Origin of the sequence: Methylovulum sp., from assembly GCF_028687615.1 — a bacterium.
GTDB lineage: Bacteria > Pseudomonadota > Gammaproteobacteria > Methylococcales > Methylomonadaceae > Methylovulum.
This window is the reverse complement of record NZ_JAQTZU010000009.1, coordinates 42,882-62,955: the sequence shown is the minus strand read 5'-3', so window position 1 is coordinate 62,955 and position 20,074 is coordinate 42,882. Positions and strand designations below refer to the sequence as shown.

General features: G+C 51.6%; 17 protein-coding genes. 8 read left to right on the top strand and 9 right to left on the bottom strand.

Annotated elements, in window-relative coordinates; all coding sequences use genetic code 11:
* Genes PHH59_RS07245 through PHH59_RS07235 form a run of 3 tightly spaced genes read right to left on the bottom strand, consistent with a single transcriptional unit; the run spans position 1 to position 1,973 of the window.
* The gene (locus PHH59_RS07245; protein WP_300013418.1) at positions 1-507 is read right to left on the bottom strand and encodes a TPM domain-containing protein; all 507 of its coding nucleotides are present in this window, start codon (positions 505-507) and stop codon (positions 1-3) included.
* Complete coding sequence (locus PHH59_RS07240) at positions 501-1,322, bottom strand: YgcG family protein (RefSeq protein ID WP_300013415.1); 822 nt, start codon at positions 1,320-1,322, stop codon at positions 501-503. Before PHH59_RS07240 ends, PHH59_RS07245 begins: the two co-directional genes overlap by 7 nt.
* 24 nt (positions 1,323-1,346) lie before the next feature.
* Complete coding sequence (locus PHH59_RS07235; RefSeq protein ID WP_300013412.1) at positions 1,347-1,973, bottom strand: LemA family protein; 627 nt, start codon at positions 1,971-1,973, stop codon at positions 1,347-1,349.
* Positions 1,974-2,233: 260 nt separating this feature from the next.
* Between PHH59_RS07235 and PHH59_RS07230 the strand changes: the two genes are divergently transcribed.
* Both PHH59_RS07230 and PHH59_RS07225 read left to right on the top strand, forming a co-directional pair.
* Entirely contained in the window at positions 2,234-2,479 is a 246-nt protein-coding gene (locus PHH59_RS07230; RefSeq protein ID WP_300013409.1) for a hypothetical protein, read from the top strand.
* A gap of 160 nt (positions 2,480-2,639) precedes the next feature.
* Positions 2,640-3,866, top strand: coding sequence for an aspartate kinase (locus PHH59_RS07225; protein ID WP_300013406.1), 1,227 nt, complete (start codon positions 2,640-2,642; stop codon positions 3,864-3,866).
* A gap of 120 nt (positions 3,867-3,986) precedes the next feature.
* Here the strand turns inward: PHH59_RS07225 and PHH59_RS07220 are convergent, their stop codons facing one another.
* A complete protein-coding gene (locus PHH59_RS07220) occupies positions 3,987-5,660 on the bottom strand; it encodes a formate--tetrahydrofolate ligase (RefSeq protein WP_300013403.1) in 1,674 nt (557 codons plus the stop codon).
* 230 nt (positions 5,661-5,890) lie between these two features.
* On the opposite strand from PHH59_RS07220, the gene erpA reads away from it, so the two are divergent.
* Positions 5,891-6,223 carry an iron-sulfur cluster insertion protein ErpA gene (gene erpA, locus PHH59_RS07215; protein WP_300013400.1) on the top strand — a complete coding sequence of 111 codons (333 nt, stop codon included), beginning with the start codon at positions 5,891-5,893 and terminating at the stop codon, positions 6,221-6,223.
* Between the two features lie 106 nt (positions 6,224-6,329).
* Here erpA and PHH59_RS07210 read toward each other — a convergent pair whose 3' ends face one another.
* The 5 genes from PHH59_RS07210 to PHH59_RS07190 form a co-directional block, all read right to left on the bottom strand.
* Entirely contained in the window at positions 6,330-7,439 is a 1,110-nt protein-coding gene (locus PHH59_RS07210; protein ID WP_300013398.1) for an anhydro-N-acetylmuramic acid kinase, read from the bottom strand.
* Positions 7,439-8,797: a peptidoglycan DD-metalloendopeptidase family protein gene (locus tag PHH59_RS07205; RefSeq protein ID WP_300013395.1), complete on the bottom strand. Its 1,359-nt coding sequence runs from the start codon at positions 8,795-8,797 to the stop codon at positions 7,439-7,441. Before PHH59_RS07205 ends, PHH59_RS07210 begins: the two co-directional genes overlap by 1 nt.
* Before the next feature lie 130 nt (positions 8,798-8,927).
* On the bottom strand, positions 8,928-9,737 hold the full coding sequence (locus PHH59_RS07200) for an SHOCT domain-containing protein (RefSeq protein WP_300013392.1): 810 nt from the start codon (positions 9,735-9,737) through the stop codon (positions 8,928-8,930).
* A gap of 307 nt (positions 9,738-10,044) precedes the next feature.
* Positions 10,045-12,219, bottom strand: coding sequence for a glutamine synthetase III (locus tag PHH59_RS07195; RefSeq protein WP_300013389.1), 2,175 nt, complete (start codon positions 12,217-12,219; stop codon positions 10,045-10,047).
* Positions 12,220-12,298: 79 nt separating this feature from the next.
* Complete coding sequence (locus PHH59_RS07190; protein ID WP_300013386.1) at positions 12,299-12,586, bottom strand: hypothetical protein; 288 nt, start codon at positions 12,584-12,586, stop codon at positions 12,299-12,301.
* Positions 12,587-12,645: 59 nt separating this feature from the next.
* Here PHH59_RS07190 and PHH59_RS07185 point away from each other — a divergent pair, with 59 nt between their 5' ends.
* The 5 genes from PHH59_RS07185 to PHH59_RS07165 all read left to right on the top strand — a co-directional run bounded on the left by PHH59_RS07185 (position 12,646) and on the right by PHH59_RS07165 (position 19,811).
* Entirely contained in the window at positions 12,646-15,894 is a 3,249-nt protein-coding gene (locus PHH59_RS07185; protein WP_300013383.1) for a glycoside hydrolase family 15 protein, read from the top strand.
* Positions 15,891-16,871 (top strand): glucokinase, encoded by a 981-nt coding sequence (glk, locus tag PHH59_RS07180; RefSeq protein WP_300013380.1) that lies wholly within the window; start codon positions 15,891-15,893, stop codon positions 16,869-16,871. The genes PHH59_RS07185 and glk overlap by 4 nt, the downstream gene beginning before the upstream one ends.
* A complete protein-coding gene (locus PHH59_RS07175; protein ID WP_300013377.1) occupies positions 16,871-18,052 on the top strand; it encodes a M20 aminoacylase family protein in 1,182 nt (393 codons plus the stop codon). The genes glk and PHH59_RS07175 overlap by 1 nt, the downstream gene beginning before the upstream one ends.
* 103 nt (positions 18,053-18,155) lie before the next feature.
* Complete coding sequence (locus tag PHH59_RS07170) at positions 18,156-18,485, top strand: cupin domain-containing protein (RefSeq protein ID WP_300013374.1); 330 nt, start codon at positions 18,156-18,158, stop codon at positions 18,483-18,485.
* Positions 18,486-18,581: 96 nt separating this feature from the next.
* Positions 18,582-19,811 carry a spore maturation protein gene (locus PHH59_RS07165; RefSeq protein WP_300013371.1) on the top strand — a complete coding sequence of 410 codons (1,230 nt, stop codon included), beginning with the start codon at positions 18,582-18,584 and terminating at the stop codon, positions 19,809-19,811.
* The last annotated feature ends 263 nt before the right edge of the window (positions 19,812-20,074 follow it).

Sequence of the window (20,074 nt, the reverse complement as noted above, 5' to 3'; positions counted from 1 at the left end):
TTATCTACGAATAATGACGGGTTGGTTGGGTAGCTCATCTGGATTGTCGGCGTTGGCAGGAAAATGTGCCGCCAAGATGCCGGTAATGCGCCCAATGCCCTCCAATGAGCCGCGAAGAAAATCGCCCTGACGGAAATATCCCTCCATCGCTAGAGCCACCGCGTCCCATTCAGCCTGGCGCACACGCTTGTTGATGCCACGGTCTGCGAGGATGTGGACTTCACGGTCGGCAAGCTGTAAATAAATCAACACGCCTGAGTTTTCTTCGGTGTCCCATACCCGTAGCTTGGCAAACAGTTCCGTTGCCCGTTGCCGTGCGCTAAGTCCATGCCAAACCCGGGCGGACGGTAGCGTTGTTTCGATGGCAAAACGGAGTTCCCCGCTATGCTGGGTTTCCGATAATTTTACCGCCTCTTCAATCGCCTTGAGGGTGGCCTTAGGAAATGTCCAATGCCATCGCCAAGGTGGGGTGAAAGTGTGAATGAGCCAACGTTTGCTATTTACCATGATCCCGATGCGCCTCCGCCGCCAAAACCGCCATCGCCGCCGCCCCAAGAACCGCCGCTACCACCACCAAATCCGCCGCCAAATCCGCCCAAGCCTCTGCCACCACGACCACTGAAGCCGACAAAAAAGAACACCATCATGGCGATAAATACGCCAATGCTAAAGGACAAGCCTACAAGCAAGACCGCCGCGAGTCCGCTGCCCAAGCCCGCCAGCAAGCCGCCCATGACCTGCCCAAATATGGCGGACAGGATGAAACCCGATACTACGCCGACTATTAGGAAGACAATAAAAGTATTTTCATTGAAGTGGCTATTGGCATGGGTTTGCGGGGCGGGCAAAGGCTCGCCGTCGATCAATTTTGTCAATTGGCTGATCCCCGCATTGATGCCGCCAGCGTAATCATTTTGTTTGAAATAGGGAGTTATTGTTTCTGAGATGATGCGTTTGGCAATCGCGTCGGGAATCACGCCTTCCAAGCCGTAACCCACTTCCAGGCGCATTTTCCGGTCATTCTTGGCGATGATGAAAATGACGCCGTCATCAATCGACTTGCGGCCAATTTTCCAGGCATCGGCCACGCGGATTCCAAATTGCTCAATTGCTTCCGGTTGTGTCGTCGCTATCATCAACACGGCGATCTGGCTGCCTTTCCTGGCTTCAAAAGCCGCTAAAGTCTGTTCCATTGCGTTCATTTGCCGGGCACTGAGCGTCCCGGTCAAATCGGTCACGCGCTGGGACAATGGCGGGATTGCAATTTCCGCAGCGGCTGTTGTAAATAACAGCAGCAGGAAAACACCCAGTCCATAACGCATGACCTTGACCATAAACAGCAAAGTCTATTGGTTGGCGGCAGGTGCGGTCGGCGCACCAAAGTCCACCTTGGGCGGCTGGGCGATGGCTTGTTCATTTTCCACCGTAAAGCTGGGTTTGGTTTTTAGCCCAAAAACCATTGCGGTTAAGTTGGAAGGGAAACTGCGCACCGTGGTGTTGTATGCTTTGACGGCTTCGATATAACGGTTGCGGGCCACGGTGATGCGGTTCTCGGTGCCTTCGAGCTGTGCCTGCAAATCACGGAACACACCATCGGCCTTTAAGTCAGGGTATTTTTCCGCAACCAGCAATAAGCGGGAGATCGCACTGGTCATTTGGCCTTGCGCGGCAATAAATTTCTTGAAGGCTTGCTCATCATTGACCAATTCAGGGCTGGCCTGGATCGCGCCAACTTTTGCCCTGGCCTCGGTCACGCCTAGCAGCACGTCTTTTTCATGGGCGGCATAGCCTTTGACGACATTGACCAGATTGGGGATTAAATCGGCCCGACGCTGGTATTGGTTCAATACTTCCGCCCATTTTGCCGTGATGTCTTCATCGCCCGATTGTAAGCTGTTGTAACCACAACCCGTCAAGCTGAACAGGATGAATAATAGGAATAGCTTTTTTATGATTAGCTTTTTTATGAACATGGTGGATTTCTCTATTAATATTTCTGTGTTGTGGCACTGCTGTTTGGAAGAAACGCTGATAAACCAGAAATGCTGCCAAATCGTGGCTACGGATCAAATAATACGCCCATGCCTTATCAATCGCCAGCATGGTTTGTCGTTCGCTTGGCTGGCTAGACGTAAATCAACAGTAAAAATGATGATAATCACCGTAAAATTTAGCTTAGAATCTTCCGGTAGTGAGGCAAACCCTGTTTAAAAATAACCAAGCAGGTACTGTAATGCAAATCCACATAGACGATGACATCATCCGCGAATTTGAATATATCCTAAAACTGCACAGACGCAGTGGACAACCACTATTGGCTGAAAATGTCGAAGGTTTGATCAATTATGCCTTGCTCGCGATTGCCAGGGGCAGTAAAGACCCTGATTCGTGGGAGCGTGAAATTGCCCAAAAACTCGGCTTGATAGTCGACCACGATTCACACTATAGCCCGCGTGGGCGCTTTGGGAAACCTGGGTAATCCAGTCAAACTATGTGAGAAGGCCGTCAACTTGTCATAATGGTTTAACAAAATGCAAAAAACTTTTACCATAGCGGGTTCGGAGAGAATTTTTTGATCAGGCCTTCGGGTGATCACATCTTCGGCTTTTTCGCAAGAAATCACATTAACAGGTTTAAAAATGGCACTTTATGTCTATAAATTCGGTGGCACGTCGGTGGGTACGGTAGAGCGTATCAAAGCGGTCGCTGAAAAAGTAAAAACCGCCCAGGATTTGGGCGATCGGATTGTCGTGGTGGTGTCGGCGATGAGTGGTGAAACCAACCGCTTGATTGGCCTGGCAAAAGAAATTCAGGTGCAGCCTACGGAACGGGAAATGGATGTGTTGATTTCCACTGGCGAGCAGGTGACGGTGGCGTTGTTGAGCATGGCCTTGCATGAAATTGGCTGTGACGCTTGTTCCTACACGGGCGGGCAGGTGAAAATCCTTACCGATAGCAGCCACACCAAAGCGCGTATCCGCAAAATTGATGACACGCGCATCCACGCCAATCTCAATCAGGGTAAGGTTGTGGTGGTCGCGGGTTTCCAGGGTGTGGACGAACACGACAATATCACGACGCTAGGGCGTGGCGGTTCCGATACCACGGCGGTGGCCTTGGCGGCGGCGTTAAAGGCCGATGAATGCCTGATTTTCACCGATGTCGATGGCGTTTACACCACCGACCCGCGCGTCGAACCCAAAGCCCGCCGTTTGGACCGCATCACTTTTGAAGAAATGCTGGAAATGGCGAGTTTGGGTTCAAAAGTCTTACAGATCCGTTCCGTCGAATTTGCCGGCAAATACAATGTCGCCCTGCGCGTTCTGTCATCATTTACAGAAGGGTGTGGCACACTCATTACCTACGAGGAATCATCAATGGAAAGTGCTTTAATTTCAGGTATCGCCTTTAACCGCGACGAGGCAAAACTCACCATTACGGGCGTACCTGACCGTCCAGGCGTGGCATCCACCATCTTGGGCCCTATCGCCGATGCGAATATCGAAGTGGATATGATTGTCCAAAACATCGCCGACGATGCGACTACGGATTTTACCTTTACCGTGCATCGCAACGATTACCAACGTGCTTTGGCGATATTGGAACAAACCTGCGCCGAACTGGGGGCGAGAAAAGTTACGGGGGACAACACGATAGTGAAAGTGTCCATCGTCGGTGTCGGGATGCGCTCCCATGCCGGCATCGCCAGCACCATGTTCAAAACCTTGGCTTCCGAAGGCATCAATATCCGTATGATTTCCACGTCGGAAATCAAGATTTCCGTGGTGGTGGACGAGAAGTACTTGGAGTTGGCAGTGCGGGCCTTACATGCCGCGTTTAAATTGGATCAAGCGGTAGCCGCGTAATTTGTAGGCCGGAATAAGCCTGTTCGAGCGAGGACAGGCGTTTCCGGCGTGAGCCTTAATTGTCGGAAAAGACCGCCCCGCGTGATGTGTGGGCAGTCTTTTCCAGCCTACCTAATTTCTTCAGAACAAGCCTGTAATCTTGCCATCATCATCAATATCAATGCGTTCGGCGGCGGGGACTTTCGGCAAGCCGGGCATGGTCATCATATCCCCTGCGATGGCGACGATAAAGCCCGCGCCGTTTGCCAAGCGCACGTCACTGATTTCCACGGTATGCCCAGATGGCGCGCCTTTGGAGCTAGGGTTGGTCGAGAACGACATTTGGGTTTTTGCTATGCAAATCGGGAATTTGCCGTAATCCGCTTGCCAAGCCGCCAGTTGGGTTTTGACTTTGGCGTTGGCTGTTACCGTTCCCGCACCGTATAACTTGGTGGCGATGGCGACAATTTTTTCCCATAATCCCAAGTCTTCATCGTAAACAAACGCGCATCCGGGTTCGCGCTTATCGACAATTCCGATCACTTCATGTGCCAGGGCTTCGGCACCGGCACCGCCTTCCGCCCAATGTGTGGAGAGTATGCAAGTCGCGCCTAAGACTGCACATTTAGCTTGTAGCAGGGCGATTTCAGCTTCGGTGTCAAAGGTGAAATGGTTGACGCACACGACGCAAGGCAGGCCGTAATGTTCGGTTATATTGCGGTAATGGCGTTCCAGATTGACGAAACCTTGCTCCAGTGCGGTCAAGTTTTCCTGGTTCAATGCTTCCTTGGCAATGCCGCCGTGGAATTTTAACGCCCTGATGGTTGCCACAAGGATCACCGCCGATGGTTTCAGGCCGGACATCCGGCATTTGATGTCGATGAATTTTTCCGCGCCCAAATCGGCACCGAATCCGGCTTCCGTGACGACATAATCCGCCAGTTTCAACGCCGTTTTGGTGGCGGTTACGGTATTGCAACCGTGGGCGATATTGGCGAAGGGGCCGCCGTGGATGATGGCGATATTATTTTCCAAGGTTTGCACCAAGTTGGGTTTGATCGCGTCTTTCAACAACGCCGCCATCGCACCGTGGGCGTTCAGGTCGCTGGCATAAACCGGCGTGATTTTGTCGGATTTGTAGCCGATGACGATACGGCCTAAACGGGCTTTCAAATCGGCGCGGCTGGTTGCGAGGCACAGGATTGCCATCACTTCGGAAGCGACGACAATATCATAGCCGTCTTCACGCAAATAACCGTTAGTTGCACCACCCATGCCGACGACGATATGGCGTAAAGCCCGGTCATTCATATCGACGACGCGCTTCCACTGGATGCGGCGCGGGTCTATGTCCAGCCCGTTGCCGTGGTTGATGTGGTTGTCGATAAGCGCGGAAAGCAAGTTGTGCGCTACGCCAATCGCGTGGAAATCGCCGGTGAAATGCAGGTTGATGTCTTCCATTGGTACCACTTGCGCGTAACCGCCGCCCGCCGCACCGCCTTTGACGCCAAAACACGGCCCTAGCGAAGGTTCACGCAGGCACATGATGGTACGTTTGCCGATACGGTTCAGCGCGTCGCCCAAGCCCACTGTGGTGGTGGTTTTGCCTTCACCTGCCGGAGTGGGGCTGATCGCCGTCACTAAAATCAATTTGCCGTCTTCTTTATCGGCGAGGCTGTTGATGTATTCCAGCGAGATTTTGGCTTTGTAGTGACCGAATGGATCCAGATGTTCGGCATCAATGCCAAAGTGTTGTTTGGCTAAACCGATAATCGGCTGCATTTGGGCTTGTTGGGCAATTTCTATATCAGACATAATGTTTCCTGAGTGAATTCATACAAAGGGGTTGTAAGGCTGGAAGCAGTAAAAATGCTCTTTAGTGTGGGAGGGTCGATAGCGTTTACGACAAGCAAATTGTTCAAGCATTTTACTGAGTTTGTCTTGGTGTCGGCGAATTTTTCAAAGGCCAAGGGTAATTGTTGACTAATCTACTAGGTATAGTCATAATCAAATGAAGTTTTATTGATAGTGGAGGATTTATATTTATGGCAGAGCCAATTATTTTTACTGACAGTGCCGCCAGCAAAGTCAGTGAATTAATCACCGAAGAAGGCAATGATAATCTGAAATTGCGGGTTTATGTCACAGGCGGTGGTTGTTCAGGTTTCCAGTACGGGTTTACTTTTGATGAAGAAATTAACGAAGATGATACCCGTGTGGTCAATGGCGGCGTCACGGTGCTGATTGATTCGATGAGCATCCAGTATTTGGCGGGTGCCCAAGTGGATTACAAGGAAGATTTGTCGGGTGCGCAGTTTGTCATCCGTAATCCAAATGCGTCGACCACTTGTGGTTGCGGGTCGTCTTTTTCCATGTGATGTTTTTTACAAATGCGGAATAAGGCTTTTCAGTTTTTGGAAACCTGAAAGCCCTACATAAAAAAGGCCGGCATCCCGTGTAGGGACGCCGGCCTTTTTGTTGCCATCAACCAGCCCGATAAATTCCGCCCAACACGACCGATTTGTCAGCCCCGGTCACTTCTTTCAGATTTCCAGGCAAATGCAGCAAGGTTTGCCGCGCCAACCACGCAAACGCCATCGCTTCGACATGGTCGGGGTGCATGCCGAAGCCTTCGCTGGACTGCACGGGGCAGGGCAGGTGTTGTGCCAGCAGCTCCAGCAAATAACCGTTATGCGCCCCGCCGCCACAGATTATCACTTGCCTCGTGTCCGGCGCGTACTGCTTGATGGCATCGGAAATCGTGGCTGCGGTCAAGGCGCACAAGCTGGCTTGGATGTCTTCGGGGCGATAATCTGCTAGTTCTGCGGTTTGTGCCAGCCACGGCAGGGAAAAATATTCCTTGCCCGTGCTTTTAGGAGGGGCTGCGTGGAAATAAGCGTCTTGCCGCCATTTTTCCACCAACCCGGCTTGGATATGTCCGCTTCGTGCCCATGTGCCATCTGCATCATAAAGCTTTCCCGTGTGCTGATAAATCCATAGATCCATCAAGGTGTTGCCAGGGCCGGTGTCGAAACCAATGACAGGGTTTGCGGTGTCGCCAGGCAATACGGTGATGTTGGCGATACCGCCGATATTGACGATGCAACGCGGATTGCCAGTCGCCCCGAATACGGCTTGATGGAAAGCGGGCACCAGCGGTGCACCTTGCCCGTTGACTGCCAAGTCCCGGCGGCGAAAATCGGCGACGGTGGTGATGCCGGTCTGTTCGACGATGACATTGGGATCACCGATTTGCAAAGAAAATGGTGCGTCACCATCGGGGGCGTGGTAAACCGTTTGCCCGTGGCTGCCAATGGCCTCAACCGCCGAAGCCGATAATCCGGCTTTGTTGAGCAAGGTTTTGACGGTATCGGCAAATAGCCCGCCAAGCTGCCTATCCAGCCTGCCGTAATCTGTTAGGGAAATAAGCGCGTTAGCGGTGCTGATTTGTGCGATGGCGGATTTAACAACATCAGGAAATGGCAAGTATTCAAAAGCGATAAGTTGTATCTGGTCGTTACTAAAATCGACCAAGGCGGCATCAATGCCATCAATACTGGTCCCTGCCATCAGGCCGATGTATAGTTCAGGCATTAACGCAATTGTTCTTGGTTTTTGGCAAACAGTGATTGAGCTTTGGCTGAATAAAGCTGGGCGACGATTGCACGGGTTTGCATTTTAAAGTCTTGTAGCGACACACTGTTTAAAGCCATGTCGTTGCGCGAACCGGAGCCGGAAATTTCCGGGTTGCGGTGCATGCCATCGACACGGAATTCATAATGTAAATGCGGGCCGGTTGCCAAACCCGTTTGGCCGACATAACCGATAATATCCCCTTGGCCGACAGTGTCGCCTTCCAATAGATGGCTGTTAAAGTCGGACAAATGTGCGTACAGGGTTTCAAAGCGTTCACCATGTTGGATGATGATGACTTGACCATAACCGCCTTTGCGTCCCATAAAGGCAATCGTGCCATCACCGGTGGCCTTGACGGGGGTGCCGGTACGGGCGGCGTAATCCACGCCTTTGTGGGCACGGATACGGTTTAGGATAGGGTGTCTGCGGTGGGCGTCAAAATGGGATGTGATGCGGGCGTAATCAACCGGTGTGCTCAAGAAGGCCTTGCGCATCGCCTTGCCTTCCGGGGTGTAATAATTGACGTTGCCTTCTTCGTCCTCGTAACGCACCGCCGTCAAGACACGGCCTTCAGTGACAAATTCCGCCGCGATGATGTGTTCCTCGCCTACCCCGTTGCTTCCATACATCACGGTGAATTCATCGCCGACATGCAAATTGGTGGCAAAATCAATATCCCAGGCAAAAATATGGGTAAGCTGGTTGACCAATTCTTCAGACAATCCGGCCTCAAGACCGGCATCAGCCAATGATGACGTGATGATGCCATGTGTGGTGGTGTAATCATGTGGGCCATCATCGGCACTTGAACGGTCAATGGTTTGGTCCTGACGCTCGCTGGGGATGAATGAATGGATCCGCGTGTTGGTTTCGGTGGCTTCAACTTCTGGTTTGATAAACTCGTTATGCGAAGGCAAATGCGGGATGCTAACGGTCAGCGGCGGCAAGATTTTTTCTAGGGGAGTCCTGCCTGGGCTAGGCAGCTTTTTTTTGCCGAACTGGCGTTTTTGTCCATGATGGACATCATGCCTTTTATGGGCGTTTTTTAGATCTGAAATAACGCCATGTAAACGATGCTGGCGTGACACGGTATGTTTGACAGGCGTGATGCCGGACAAAGCGCGTTGCTTGGGAGCTGCGTGCTTGGCTGGCGTAGCTCCGTGCTTGGCTGGCGTAGCTCCGTGCTTTTTGCCCGATTTGGCAATAGCGGAGGCGTGTTTTTTATGCGCCGCATGGGCAGGTTTGGCATAACTAGACGTGGCTAAAACGGCTAAACCTACACCTAATAACAAGGATGTATAAAATTTATTTTTCACGAAGCCTTAGTTAAGTAGTTGAAAAGGTAAAGAAAACACTAAAAAAACCATGCTCTTTATGATCATTTTAAGGGTTTTGTGAAATATTACCAAGTTTTAATTCACTCTTTATGCTTATCCGGTGGCGTATTTACAGGCGGCTTAACAATTCCGCTTTTTTATTGTTGAATTCTATATCCGTCAAAATGCCTTTTTCACGTAGCCCTGCCAATTTTTCAATCGCGCCAAAAATATCGGCTTCCTGGTTCGAAAACGGGTTGTTGTCCATTGGTGCCGCGCTGTGAGTGGTGGCGGTTTGCGTGGTGACGGGGATATTGTCAATGGAGATGACCGGTAAATTTTGGACATCAACGACGCCATATTGGCTGGTGAACGTGACCGAACTGCCGCCGGATTGTTGTTGGGAAAAACCGCCGATATGATGGTCTAGCGTATCGTACAAGGTCACATGACCGTTGGCTTCAATTGCCAATCTTTTGATGCTGGCAAAATAAGCATAGCGGACATTGTTTTGTGAACCGGTGCTATTGGGGTTCATCAAGCCTTGGGGCCACCAGTTGCCGTTATTGCCACCGGCAGGCTGCACGAACAAGCTCACCGGCCCGGAGATGTTGTTGTTTGCTGATGAAGTGCCTTGGTTTTGGCTCTGGAAAGAAGGGCTTTGCCACATGTTCGGCTGGTTTGCGAGCAGATTGGCAAGTTCTTGGCACAAATTGCTGACGCTGTTTTTCAGGCCGTTATTGAACATGTCACCAATCATAATCATGCCGCCACGCATCCATTGCCCGGAACCGCCAAATTCAGGATGGCTGAATTGCGCCATCGAGCCGTTGCCGTTTTGGACGGATTGCAACAGGCTAAGCACTGCGTCGAAGCTAAAGTGGTAGCGTTGGGCAAGATTGTTGATGATTTGCTGGCCTTGGGGTGTAAGTTGTGTCATGGGCTGGATTCTGTGTTAGAGGCTAAAATACGGGGATTTCAGGTTGTCGCCTGACCCTATTGATAGCCAGTTTAAAGCAACAGTCAGTTAAAAGCACTATTTTGATAAAGATAGCGGATTTTATACGCGTGAATAGTGATAAATTATCAGCCAGATAAGCATCCTGAAGTTGATTTCCCAACCTGGGCAGTTGGGAAATCCGTTTCCAATGAGGGCTTTTAGAGTGCGGCATAAGCCAGGAGAGTGGTCAAACAACCCTGGTTATGCGCGTCGTGGGCGGGGGGGTCCTGGCATTGCGCCAGAGCGGTTATTTAATGAACAACATTTCTTGGTAAGTCGGGAACGGCCATAATTCATCCGCGACTTCAGTTTCCAGCGTGTCCGCATAAAGTCGGACTTCGTCCATCAGCGGGCGGATGGTTTGGGCGCAAAACTGCATGTGTTCCTCAATGCTGGCAAAATCATGTTGGCCCAGCACGGTGCTGAGTTTGTCCACCGTCGCCATCATCGTGTTCAGCGTGGTTGAGATTCTGAGCAAGCTTTCGTTGCCCAGTTCCACGCCGTTGCTTTGTAAGCTGCTGATGGTTGAGGACAAATCCGCCAAATATTTTACCGCTGCCGGATAAATCCCGGTTTTTGCCATACTGATGACCAATTTGGCTTCCACTTCAATCGCCAAAATGTACTGCTCGGCATAGATGTCGAAACGGCTGGCAAGTTCCACGGGAGACAACACGCCAAGGCCATCAAACAAGGCTTCAATTTCTTTCTCTTTCAAAACAGGCAGGGCGTCTGCTGCGGTGCGCAGGTTACGCAAACCACGTTCTTCAACCGCCATTTTATGCCATTCGGGTGAATAGCCGTTGCCACCAAACACCACTGCGCCGTGCTTGTCGATAACGGCTTTCAGCACCGTCAATATCGCGGTGTCCAAATCTGCACCTTTGCCCAGTTCGCTTTCCAGTTCATCAGCGACCCAGTTCAGCGAATCGGCGAGCATGGTGTTCATGGCGACCAGAGGGCCGGCGACCGATTGGCCGGAACCGACCGCGCGGAATTCAAAACGGTTGCCGGTAAAAGCAAACGGCGAGGTGCGGTTTCTATCGCCCGCGTCTTTGCTAAAAGTCGGTAGGGTTTTAATGCCCAAATCCATGATCCCGGCATTCAAAGAGCCGGTAATTTCGCCTTTGCTGATTTGCTCGAACACGTTATCCAGTTGCGTACCGAGATACACCGACATGATCGCTGGCGGGGCTTCGTTCGCGCCTAAACGGTGGTCGTTGCTGGCGGTGGCGATGGCGGCGCGTAGCAGCGGGCCGAATTTGTGGACGCCACGGATCACCGCGCCGCAGAACAACAAGAATTGCGAATTGGAGTGCGGCGTTGAGCCAGGATCGAGCAAGTTACCCTGGGTGGCGTTGCCGACCGACCAGTTGACGTGTTTACCTGAACCGTTAATGCCTTTAAACGGTTTTTCGTGTAGCAAGCACACCAAGCCGTGTTTTTTTGCGGTATTTTTCAAAACTGTCATCAACAATTGCTGATGGTCGGTCGCCACGTTGGCAGATTCAAAAAACGGCGCGATTTCAAACTGGCCCGGCGCGACTTCGTTATGGCGGGTTTTTGCGGGGATGCCGAGCCTGTATAACTGCTCTTCAACATCCTGCATAAACACCTGGACACGCTCAGGAATCGCACCAAAATAATGGTCATCGAATTGCTGGCCTTTGGCAGGGGATGCGCCGAACAACGTGCGGCCGGTCAATAATAAATCAGGGCGGCTGCTGACAAAATTCGCATCGACCAGAAAGTATTCCTGCTCCGCGCCGCAACTGGAATTGACGGGGGCGATGCCGGTATGGCCCAGCAACGACAACACTCGATGGGCGGCTTTGTTCATCGCCGCATTGGCGCGTAGCAACGGGGTTTTTTTGTCCAAGGCTTCGCCCGTCCATGACACGAACACGGTCGGGATGCACAAGGTCGCGCCATTGTCGGTGGTCATGATGAACGCGGGGCTGGTCACGTCCCAGGCGGTATAGCCACGCGCTTCAAAGGTCGAGCGGATACCGCCGTTGGGGAAAGAGGAGCCGTCCGGCTCGCCCTGCACCAGCACTTTGCCGCTGAATTCGGAGATGACCGAACCGTCGCTTTGCACGGAAATGAAACCGTCGTGTTTTTCGGCGGTGGCATTGGTCAAGGGATAAAAAACATGGGCGTAATACAAGGCCCCTTTCGACAAGGCCCAATCTTTCATCGCCAAAGCCACGACATCGGCGATGGACACATCCAGTTCCGAACTGGTTTCGATGGTTTTTTTCAGGGATTTGAAAATCTCTTTGGGGAGGCTTTCCTTCATTTTGTTTAAGGTGAACACATCACTAGCCCACAAACTGTCCAGCGTTGCTGGTGGCTTGGTCGGCATCGGTTGGCGGTTGGTGATGGTTTGGATCGCCTGGACGCGCACGGCATTTCCACTCATTTATTTGCTCCTGATCTACGGTTGGAATTGATTTTGAATGAAGCAAAATGCGAACCAACTTTGGTTTTGGTACAGTTTTTTAGCAAATAAGCGGCAGGTGGTGGTGATTTTTAACCGCCATCGCCGGATTTTCTGTGGGTGGCAGGGATTTTTTGGACGTTTTCAGTGCGGTGCGGTGTTTATCTTTGGTGCGTTTGTAGGCGTCTTGTTCTCGTGTTGATGTTGGAGTGCAAGGGCGATGGTTTTTGTAAGTGCCACCCGAACGGGCATAAGGGCTGAACGAAGTGGAGTGTCCCTCATCATTCGCCGTAAACGCTAAGCATTCTTTGGGGGCAGCCCAATTTAGGGTGGCGGGTTTAAAATTCATTGGCACAATATCTGCTCCAAATCTTCGTAAATTCCTATCACCTTAACTCTTTATTACGAATGAAACCCACTGTAGACATTGACCCACTAGAGCGGTATTTCCAGCAAGTGCAGGGCATTATCCTCAGCCGCCAGCATTGGATCAGCGGCTTGTTGCCCGCCAGTACGGCGGTGACGGCGCATGGCAATTACACCGATGCGTGGGTGCGCGACAATGTCTACAGTATTTTGGCGGTGTGGGGTTTGGGTTTGGCGTACCGGCGTGTGGAAAACCAGCCTGGCGACAAAAACCAGGGCCGGGCTTATGTGCTGGAACAAAGCGTCGTCAAGCTGATGCGAGGCTTGTTGATGGCGATGATGCGCCAGTCGCCCAAGGTGGAAAAATTCAAGCACACGCAAAACCCGCTGGATGCCTTACATGCCAAATACGACACCAAAACCGGTGCGGTGGTGGTGGGTGACCACGAATGGGGGCATTTGCAGCTCGATGCGACTTCGCTGTTTTTATTGATGCTGGCGCAAATGACTGCGTCCGGTTTGCGTATTGTCTTTACCATTGATGAAGTCAATTTCGTGCAAAACCTGGTGCATTACGTCAGCCGCACTTACCGCACCCCTGACTACGGTATTTGGGAGCGCGGCAACAAAATCAACCACGGCATCGCCGAGCTGAACGCCAGTTCCATCGGCATGGCGAAAGCGGCTTTGGAAGTGATGTCAGGCTTCAATCTGTTTGGCAAAGACGGAGGGCAAGCATCCGTCGTGCACGTCATCAGTGACGATATTGCCCGTACCCGCATCACCTTGGAATCTTTGCTGCCGCGCGAGTCCATTTCGAAAGAAGCCGATTCGTCGGTGTTGAGCATTACGGGCTTTCCGGCGTTTGCGGTGGAAAATAAAACCATCCGCGACAAAACCGAAAAACTGATTTGCGACAAACTGCAAGGCCGTTATGGTTGCAAGCGTTTTTTGCTGGACGGCCACCAAACCGTCATCGAAGATAGCAAGCGTCTGCATTACAATCCGCAAGAGCTGAAGCAATTCATGCACATAGAATGCGAATGGCCGTTGTTTTTCAGTTACTTGCTGCTCAATAAATTGTTTGCTGGCGATACGGTGGCCGCCGCCGATTACCGCACCCAATTGGAAGGTTTGCTGGTTGAGCATAATGGACAAAAACTGTTGCCGGAGTTGTACATCGTTCCGCAGGATTTGATTGCAGATGAAAAGGCCAAGCCCAACAGCCAAACCCGCGTACCCAACGAGAATATCCCGCTGGTGTGGGCGCAAAGCCTGTTTATCCTCGGTAGTTTGATTCAAGACGGATGGCTGGGTATTGATGACATAGATCCGTTGGGCCGCTACAAAATGACCAACCAACGCCAAGATTGCACCTTGCAGATTGCGATACTGGCACAGGATGACAGTGTGCAACAGGATTTGCTGGCGTGTGGTGTGCAAACCCAAACCTTGGCGGAAGTGTCGCCGATCCAGATTAGGGACGCCAGCGAGCTGGCGGCGGCGTACACGCAGGTCGGGCGTAATGACCGTTACGAATTGACTGGACGCCCGTTGCGGCAGTTACGGACATTGTCCACGTCCAAACTGTATATTTTATCGGGCGCACAATTGGTGTTCCTGCCGCAATTCCTCAACCAAAAAGGTTTTTATCTGGCGATGGACAACCGCTTGCTGATTGACCGCCTGCGTTTGGAGCTGTCTTACATTTACAAGCATTGGGACAAGGCGGGCAACCCTTTGGTGGTCATCAGCATCAAACAAAACATGCTGAAGAGGCACAACCGCCAAGTGTTGCTGGACTTTATTGCGGAACTGCAAGAAGGCGTCATCAAAGGCGTACCGGTCAAGCTCGGTTTTTTAGGCGAATTTACTAAGACGTCTAACCAGGAAAAAATCAATTACCTGCATGACTTTGAGTTTTCCCAAGCCACTTGGCAAGAAAGCGGACGGCTATTTTTCCATGCCTTGCCGTTTGATGGCAGCCTGTCCAAGCCTATGGACACACTGTCTTTGACGGTTTGGGAAATCAGCGATGACAAGGCTTTGCTGGAGCAGTTGAAAACCAACAGCAATTTGTATGTGCAACTGGAAGTATTAAGCCAGTTGGGGCAACGCCACGGCTTGGATTATGAACTGGTGGCGTTGGCCGCTGCCGACCCGCAAATTTGCACGGTGCGGGATTTACTGGAAGAGGTCTACGAACGGGCGGGAGACCAACATGCCTGGTATGTGGTCAGACGGTGCGCCGGTTTGCTGGGCAAATACGACATCAATCTGGAACAGGCGGCAACCGATATTCTGGTGCGCCAGCATTTGCTGACCGTAGGCCGCGCCTACAGTGGCAGGGCGACATTGACACGCCCCGCCGATTCCTGGGAAATCTTAGAGTCCATCCGCACTTTCAACAACAATAACGCCAGCGAATTGATCATTATCCAGGAACTGATCATCTATCTGGGCATGTTGGTCAAGTCGGCACCCGAATTATTCGCCGATATGCACACGGTCAGGGTGGGGCATATCCTGCAATTGATTTTGGCCAGACAAAAACGCGAAACGGCTGGTACATTGGATCAGGCCTTTAATGAGATTCTGTTTTTGTCGCCTTACCAATTGTCGCAAAAAGTCCGCGAAACCTTGGCGGATTACAGCAACACCGAAAATCACTTAAGCCAGGTCGAAGCACTGAATTACGAAGGTGATTGCCAGGATTTGAGGCAAGCGCGGTTTTCCAAGTCTATGGATGCAGGGGATCATGCCGGAACCGCCGATTGGTACGACTGGCGCGAGCGGCAAGGCAGTGTCGGGCGTGAGAACGATGCTTTTTTTGCCAGCGTCTGGAATATCCTGCATCATTGCAACGGCTTGATGATAGGGGAAAAACTCAATAGCAAACGGCGGTTGGACAGTGAAACCATCTTGTCGCAAATGACTTCAGGCGAACAAAGTTTCAAACTCCAGGTCAGCCATTTGCTCAACAAAATCCAATCGCCCGTGTATCGGCAATTGACCGTAGAAGCGATCAAAGCGATAGCGTCTATTTTCCATACCCATTCTGTTTACATTAATGATACGCTACTGACCGATGTCATTATCGGACATGCCGTCAGGATCTGCTGGTTACAAGCGCATCCGCAGCACCAAGAGGAATACGAAGAACATGTTTCGATTGCCTGGCAAGCGTTTTACCAACTGCCCCCGCACCGGGCCGCCAATGGCATATTGGATGCGCTGGTACACTTGCTGAATAATAACAATAAATTACCAACAGAAGAGGCAACCGTATGATACTTGCAGGCGACATAGGCGGAACTAAAACCGTTTTGGCATTAGTTGACAAAAACAAAGAGGGTGGTTTGGTCTGCGAGCATGAACAGACCTTCTCCAGCTTGGCATATCCCGAATTTACCGACATCCTCCAAGAATTCCTGCCGCCGGAAACCAGCATCTCCGCCGCCTGTTTCGGGGTCGCCGGTCCCGTGGTCCGGCAGCGTTGCCAAACCACCAACTTGCCGTGGTTGCTGGACGGTGAAGAATTAAAATCAAGCTTAGGCACAGGACAAGTCAAATTGCTTAATGACCTGGAAGCAATGGCCTTGGGAATGTTGCATCTGTCGGACGGCGATTGGCTGGAATTGAACCCGAACGCGCAAGCACAAACAGGCAATATCGCCGTGATCGCCGCCGGAACTGGATTGGGTGAAGCGATTTTGTACTGGGATGGCAACCGCCATCATCCGATGGCGACCGAAGGCGGGCATTGCGATTTCGCCCCGCAAACCGAACAACAGGACGCCCTGCTAGAGTATCTGCGCAACAAATATCCCGGCCACGTCAGTTACGAGCGGTTAATTTCCGGTATGGGTTTTGGCAATATTTATGATTTTCTTTGCGAGCATGATTTTGCCACCGCTTGTTTGGCAGTGCCGGAAGTCAATGACCATGAGGCGGGAATAGACCGCAATGCGGTTATTTCCCGATTGGGCGTCAGTGGTGAAGACGCGTTATGCGCCGAAGCCGTGCGTTTGTTCGTTGAGTTGTACGGTGCAGAAGCGGGCAACCTGGTTTTGAAAGCTCTGGCGATGGGCGGCGTGTTCATCGGCGGTGGCATAGCCCCGAAAATATTGCCCCTGATGCAGGACGGGCGGTTTATCGAAGCGTTTAAAGCCAAAGGCCGTTTTGCCGGATTACTGGATAAAGTTTCGGTGAAAATGTCGTTGAATCCGCGCACCCCGTTGCTGGGCGCGATGAATTATTTTGCGTGATGTTTCCCGTGACCAGCAAGCAACTCCTGGATGATTTGCACGAACCCATGCGCCAATGGCGGCAACATCTGCACCAATATCCCGAAACCGCGTTTGAAGAATTCCAAACCGCACAATTTGTCGCCGATAAGCTGCGCGAATTTGGCCTCGCAGTTCACCAAGGCTTAGGCGGAACGGGCGTGGTCGGTACGCTCAAAGCCGGAACGTCCGCCAAAAAAATCGCCTTGCGTGCCGAGATGGATGCCTTGTTCATCCAGGAACACAACGATTTTGCCCACAAATCCCGCCACGATGGCAAAATGCACGCTTGCGGCCATGACGGGCATACCGCCATGTTGCTGGGAGCCGCTTGCCATCTGGCAAATCACCCGAATTTTAACGGCACGGTGTATTTCATTTTCCAGCCCGCCGAAGAAGGCCGTGCCGGAGCCAAGGCCATGATTGACGATGGCCTTTTTGCAAAATTCCCTGCCGATTATGTGTTCGGCATGCACAATTTCCCCGACATCCCCACTGGGCACTTTGCCATCAAATCCGGCGCGATGATGGCATCCTTCGATTGTTTTGAAATCATTATCACTGGTCTAGCCACCCATGCGGCGATGCCGCATTTAGGCAATGATGCCATCGTCGCCGCCGCGCAACTGATCACGGCTTTACAAACCATCGTCAGCCGTAACCTCAACCCCGCCGATGCCGCCGTGGTCAGCATCTCGCAAATCCACGCCGGCAATACCTGGAACGCCATCCCCGACGCCGTGACCTTACGCGGCACCTTGCGCTGTTTCAAACCCTCGCTACAAACCGAAATCGCCGGGCGTATCCAGCATCTCACCACCAACATTTGCGCGGCTTTCATTGTCACTGCCACCGTGGTTTTTAACCCCGAAAACCCCGGTTATCCGGTCACTTGGAACAGCGAAGCCGAAACCGGCCTGGCGTTGCAAGCCGCCACCGCCGTCGTGGGGGCGGATAAAATTGACTTGCACCCCACGCCCAGCATGGGTTCTGAAGATTTTGCCTTTATGTTGCAGGAAAAACCGGGGTGTTATCTCTGGATAGGCAATGGCCCGTCCGCCAATAGCTGCTTGTTGCACAATCCGCATTATGATTTTAATGATGCGATATTGCCGGTTGGGGCGGCCTATTGGGTGAGGTTGGTGGAAATGGTGTGTGGATGATTTTGTTTATCGACAGCCCTAGTCCGTAGGCTGGGATGACGTAAGGAATCCCAGCAATAGAGGCTAATCGCATCATTTGAGAGAAAAAATTCTATAAAACAACATGCCCAAAAATATCTTCAAGAACATCCCCGAACAACTGCCCGAAGAGCTTTTTGAAACGTTGTTGAAACGCGGGCAAGTCCATATTGAGCGGATTGTCTCCAAGGGCCATGCGACTGCGGAGGGTTATTGGTATGACCAGGATTGCGATGAATGGGTGCTGTTGTTGCAAGGGCAAGCCATTATTGATTTTGAAAACCAGCCCTCCCTGCGTTTATCTGCCGGTGATTATCTTCTGATTCCGGCGCATAGCCGCCATCGGGTGGCTTGGACGGCCGATAACGAGGATACGGTTTGGTTGGCGGTGCATTTGTTGGCGGAAAATAGCTAAATTGTACCGGCGATTGATTTCTCCTTTTCACAAAATTAATCGTGTTTGTTTTCTGCTACGATGAAGCGAATGAATTTTCGTTGCCAATAATCCCTCATGCTAAACCTACTCTGGATCAGTTTTTTCCTAATTGCATTCTTCATCGCATCGGTCAAATGGCTTTTTCTCGGCGACCAGCAGGTGTTTGCCGAGATCATGACCGCCCTGTTCACGCAATCCAAAGCCGCGTTTGAAATTGCCATCGGTTTGACGGGAGTGTTGTCCTTGTGGTTGGGGATCATGCGTGTCGGTGAAAAAAGCGGTTTTATCGTGTTGCTGACACGCGGGCTGACGCCTTTGTTTCGCCGCTTGATGCCGGAAGTGCCTAGCGATCATCCGGCTTTGGGGGCGATGATGATGAATATTTCGGCGAATATGCTGGGGCTGGACAACGCCGCGACCCCGCTGGGCATCAAGGCGATGCAGGAGTTGCAAACACTCAATCCCAAACCGGATACGGCAAGTTCGGCGCAAATTTTGTTTCTGGTCATCAACAGCTCCAGCGTCACCTTGTTTCCGGTGACGATTTTCAGTTACCGGGCGCAATTGGGTGCGCTTAATCCCACCGATGTGTTCATCCCGATATTGATTGCAACCTATATTTCCACGTTGGCGGGCCTACTGGCGGTGGCTTACGCCCAGAAAATCAACTTGCTCGATAAAGTAGTGTTGGCTTATTTGGGTGGGTTGACGCTGATGGTGGGCGGTTTGCTCACATATTTCTCCAGTTTGCCGCAACAACAAATGCTGGAGCAATCGGCTAGCCTGAGCCATATTTTGCTGTTTTCGTTGGTGGTGACGTTTATCGGCGGCGCGGTTTACAAAGGCGTCAATGCTTATGATGCGTTTGTCGATGGTGCGAAAGAAGGTTTCCAAACGGCGGTGACGATTATCCCGTATTTGGTGGCGATGCTGGTGGCTATCGGCGTGTTCCGTGCCAGTGGCGCGTTTGGTTTGCTGACCGATGGCATCCGTGCCTTGGTGTCGCTGTCCGCCATCGACGGACGTTTTGTGGACGCGCTGCCGACGGCCTTGATCAAGCCGTTTAGCGGTAGCGGCGCACGGGCGATGATGCTGGACACGATGAAAACGCTAGGGGCCGATTCATTTGCCGGACGCTTGGCCTGTATTGTCCAGGGCAGTACGGAAACGACGTTTTATGTGCTGGCGGTGTACTTAGGTTCGGTCGGTGTCAGGTACAGCCGCCATGCCATCGCTTGTGGCCTGCTGGCGGATGGGGCAGGGGTGGTGGCGAGTATTGCTGTGGCTTATTGGTTTTTTGGTTGACGGGTTTTAAGTGTCCACGAAAGGCACGAAAAAACACGAAAATTTTTTATACATTGTGTTTGCGCCATTATTTCGTGCCTTTCGTGCTTTTCGTGGACAAAAAACTCAGCTTGACCGGGTATGTCGCCCCTGTTCAGCTCAGGATTTTAAATGTCCACGAAAGCCACGAAAATTATTATATATTTCAATATATTATGTTTTCTATTTTTGGAGCGAGGGCATCCTGCCCGCCAATTGCGGTCAAGATGACCGCGCTCCAAAAA

Excerpts from the sequence above, each read along its gene's own strand:
- PHH59_RS07245 (WP_300013418.1), bottom strand. The coding sequence starts at position 507 with ATGGTAAATAGCAAACGTTGGCTCATTCACACTTTCACCCCACCTTGG.
- PHH59_RS07240 (WP_300013415.1), bottom strand. The coding sequence starts at position 1,322 with ATGCGTTATGGACTGGGTGTTTTCCTGCTGCTGTTATTTACAACAGCC.
- PHH59_RS07235 (WP_300013412.1), bottom strand. The coding sequence starts at position 1,973 with ATGTTCATAAAAAAGCTAATCATAAAAAAGCTATTCCTATTATTCATC.
- PHH59_RS07230 (WP_300013409.1), top strand. The coding sequence starts at position 2,234 with ATGCAAATCCACATAGACGATGACATCATCCGCGAATTTGAATATATC.
- PHH59_RS07225 (WP_300013406.1), top strand. The coding sequence starts at position 2,640 with ATGGCACTTTATGTCTATAAATTCGGTGGCACGTCGGTGGGTACGGTA.
- PHH59_RS07220 (WP_300013403.1), bottom strand. The coding sequence starts at position 5,660 with ATGTCTGATATAGAAATTGCCCAACAAGCCCAAATGCAGCCGATTATC.
- erpA (WP_300013400.1), top strand. The coding sequence starts at position 5,891 with ATGGCAGAGCCAATTATTTTTACTGACAGTGCCGCCAGCAAAGTCAGT.
- PHH59_RS07210 (WP_300013398.1), bottom strand. The coding sequence starts at position 7,439 with ATGCCTGAACTATACATCGGCCTGATGGCAGGGACCAGTATTGATGGC.
- PHH59_RS07200 (WP_300013392.1), bottom strand. The coding sequence starts at position 9,737 with ATGACACAACTTACACCCCAAGGCCAGCAAATCATCAACAATCTTGCC.
- PHH59_RS07195 (WP_300013389.1), bottom strand. The coding sequence starts at position 12,219 with ATGAGTGGAAATGCCGTGCGCGTCCAGGCGATCCAAACCATCACCAAC.
- PHH59_RS07190 (WP_300013386.1), bottom strand. The coding sequence starts at position 12,586 with ATGAATTTTAAACCCGCCACCCTAAATTGGGCTGCCCCCAAAGAATGC.
- PHH59_RS07185 (WP_300013383.1), top strand. The coding sequence starts at position 12,646 with ATGAAACCCACTGTAGACATTGACCCACTAGAGCGGTATTTCCAGCAA.
- glk (WP_300013380.1), top strand. The coding sequence starts at position 15,891 with ATGATACTTGCAGGCGACATAGGCGGAACTAAAACCGTTTTGGCATTA.
- PHH59_RS07175 (WP_300013377.1), top strand. The coding sequence starts at position 16,871 with ATGTTTCCCGTGACCAGCAAGCAACTCCTGGATGATTTGCACGAACCC.
- PHH59_RS07170 (WP_300013374.1), top strand. The coding sequence starts at position 18,156 with ATGCCCAAAAATATCTTCAAGAACATCCCCGAACAACTGCCCGAAGAG.
- PHH59_RS07165 (WP_300013371.1), top strand. The coding sequence starts at position 18,582 with ATGCTAAACCTACTCTGGATCAGTTTTTTCCTAATTGCATTCTTCATC.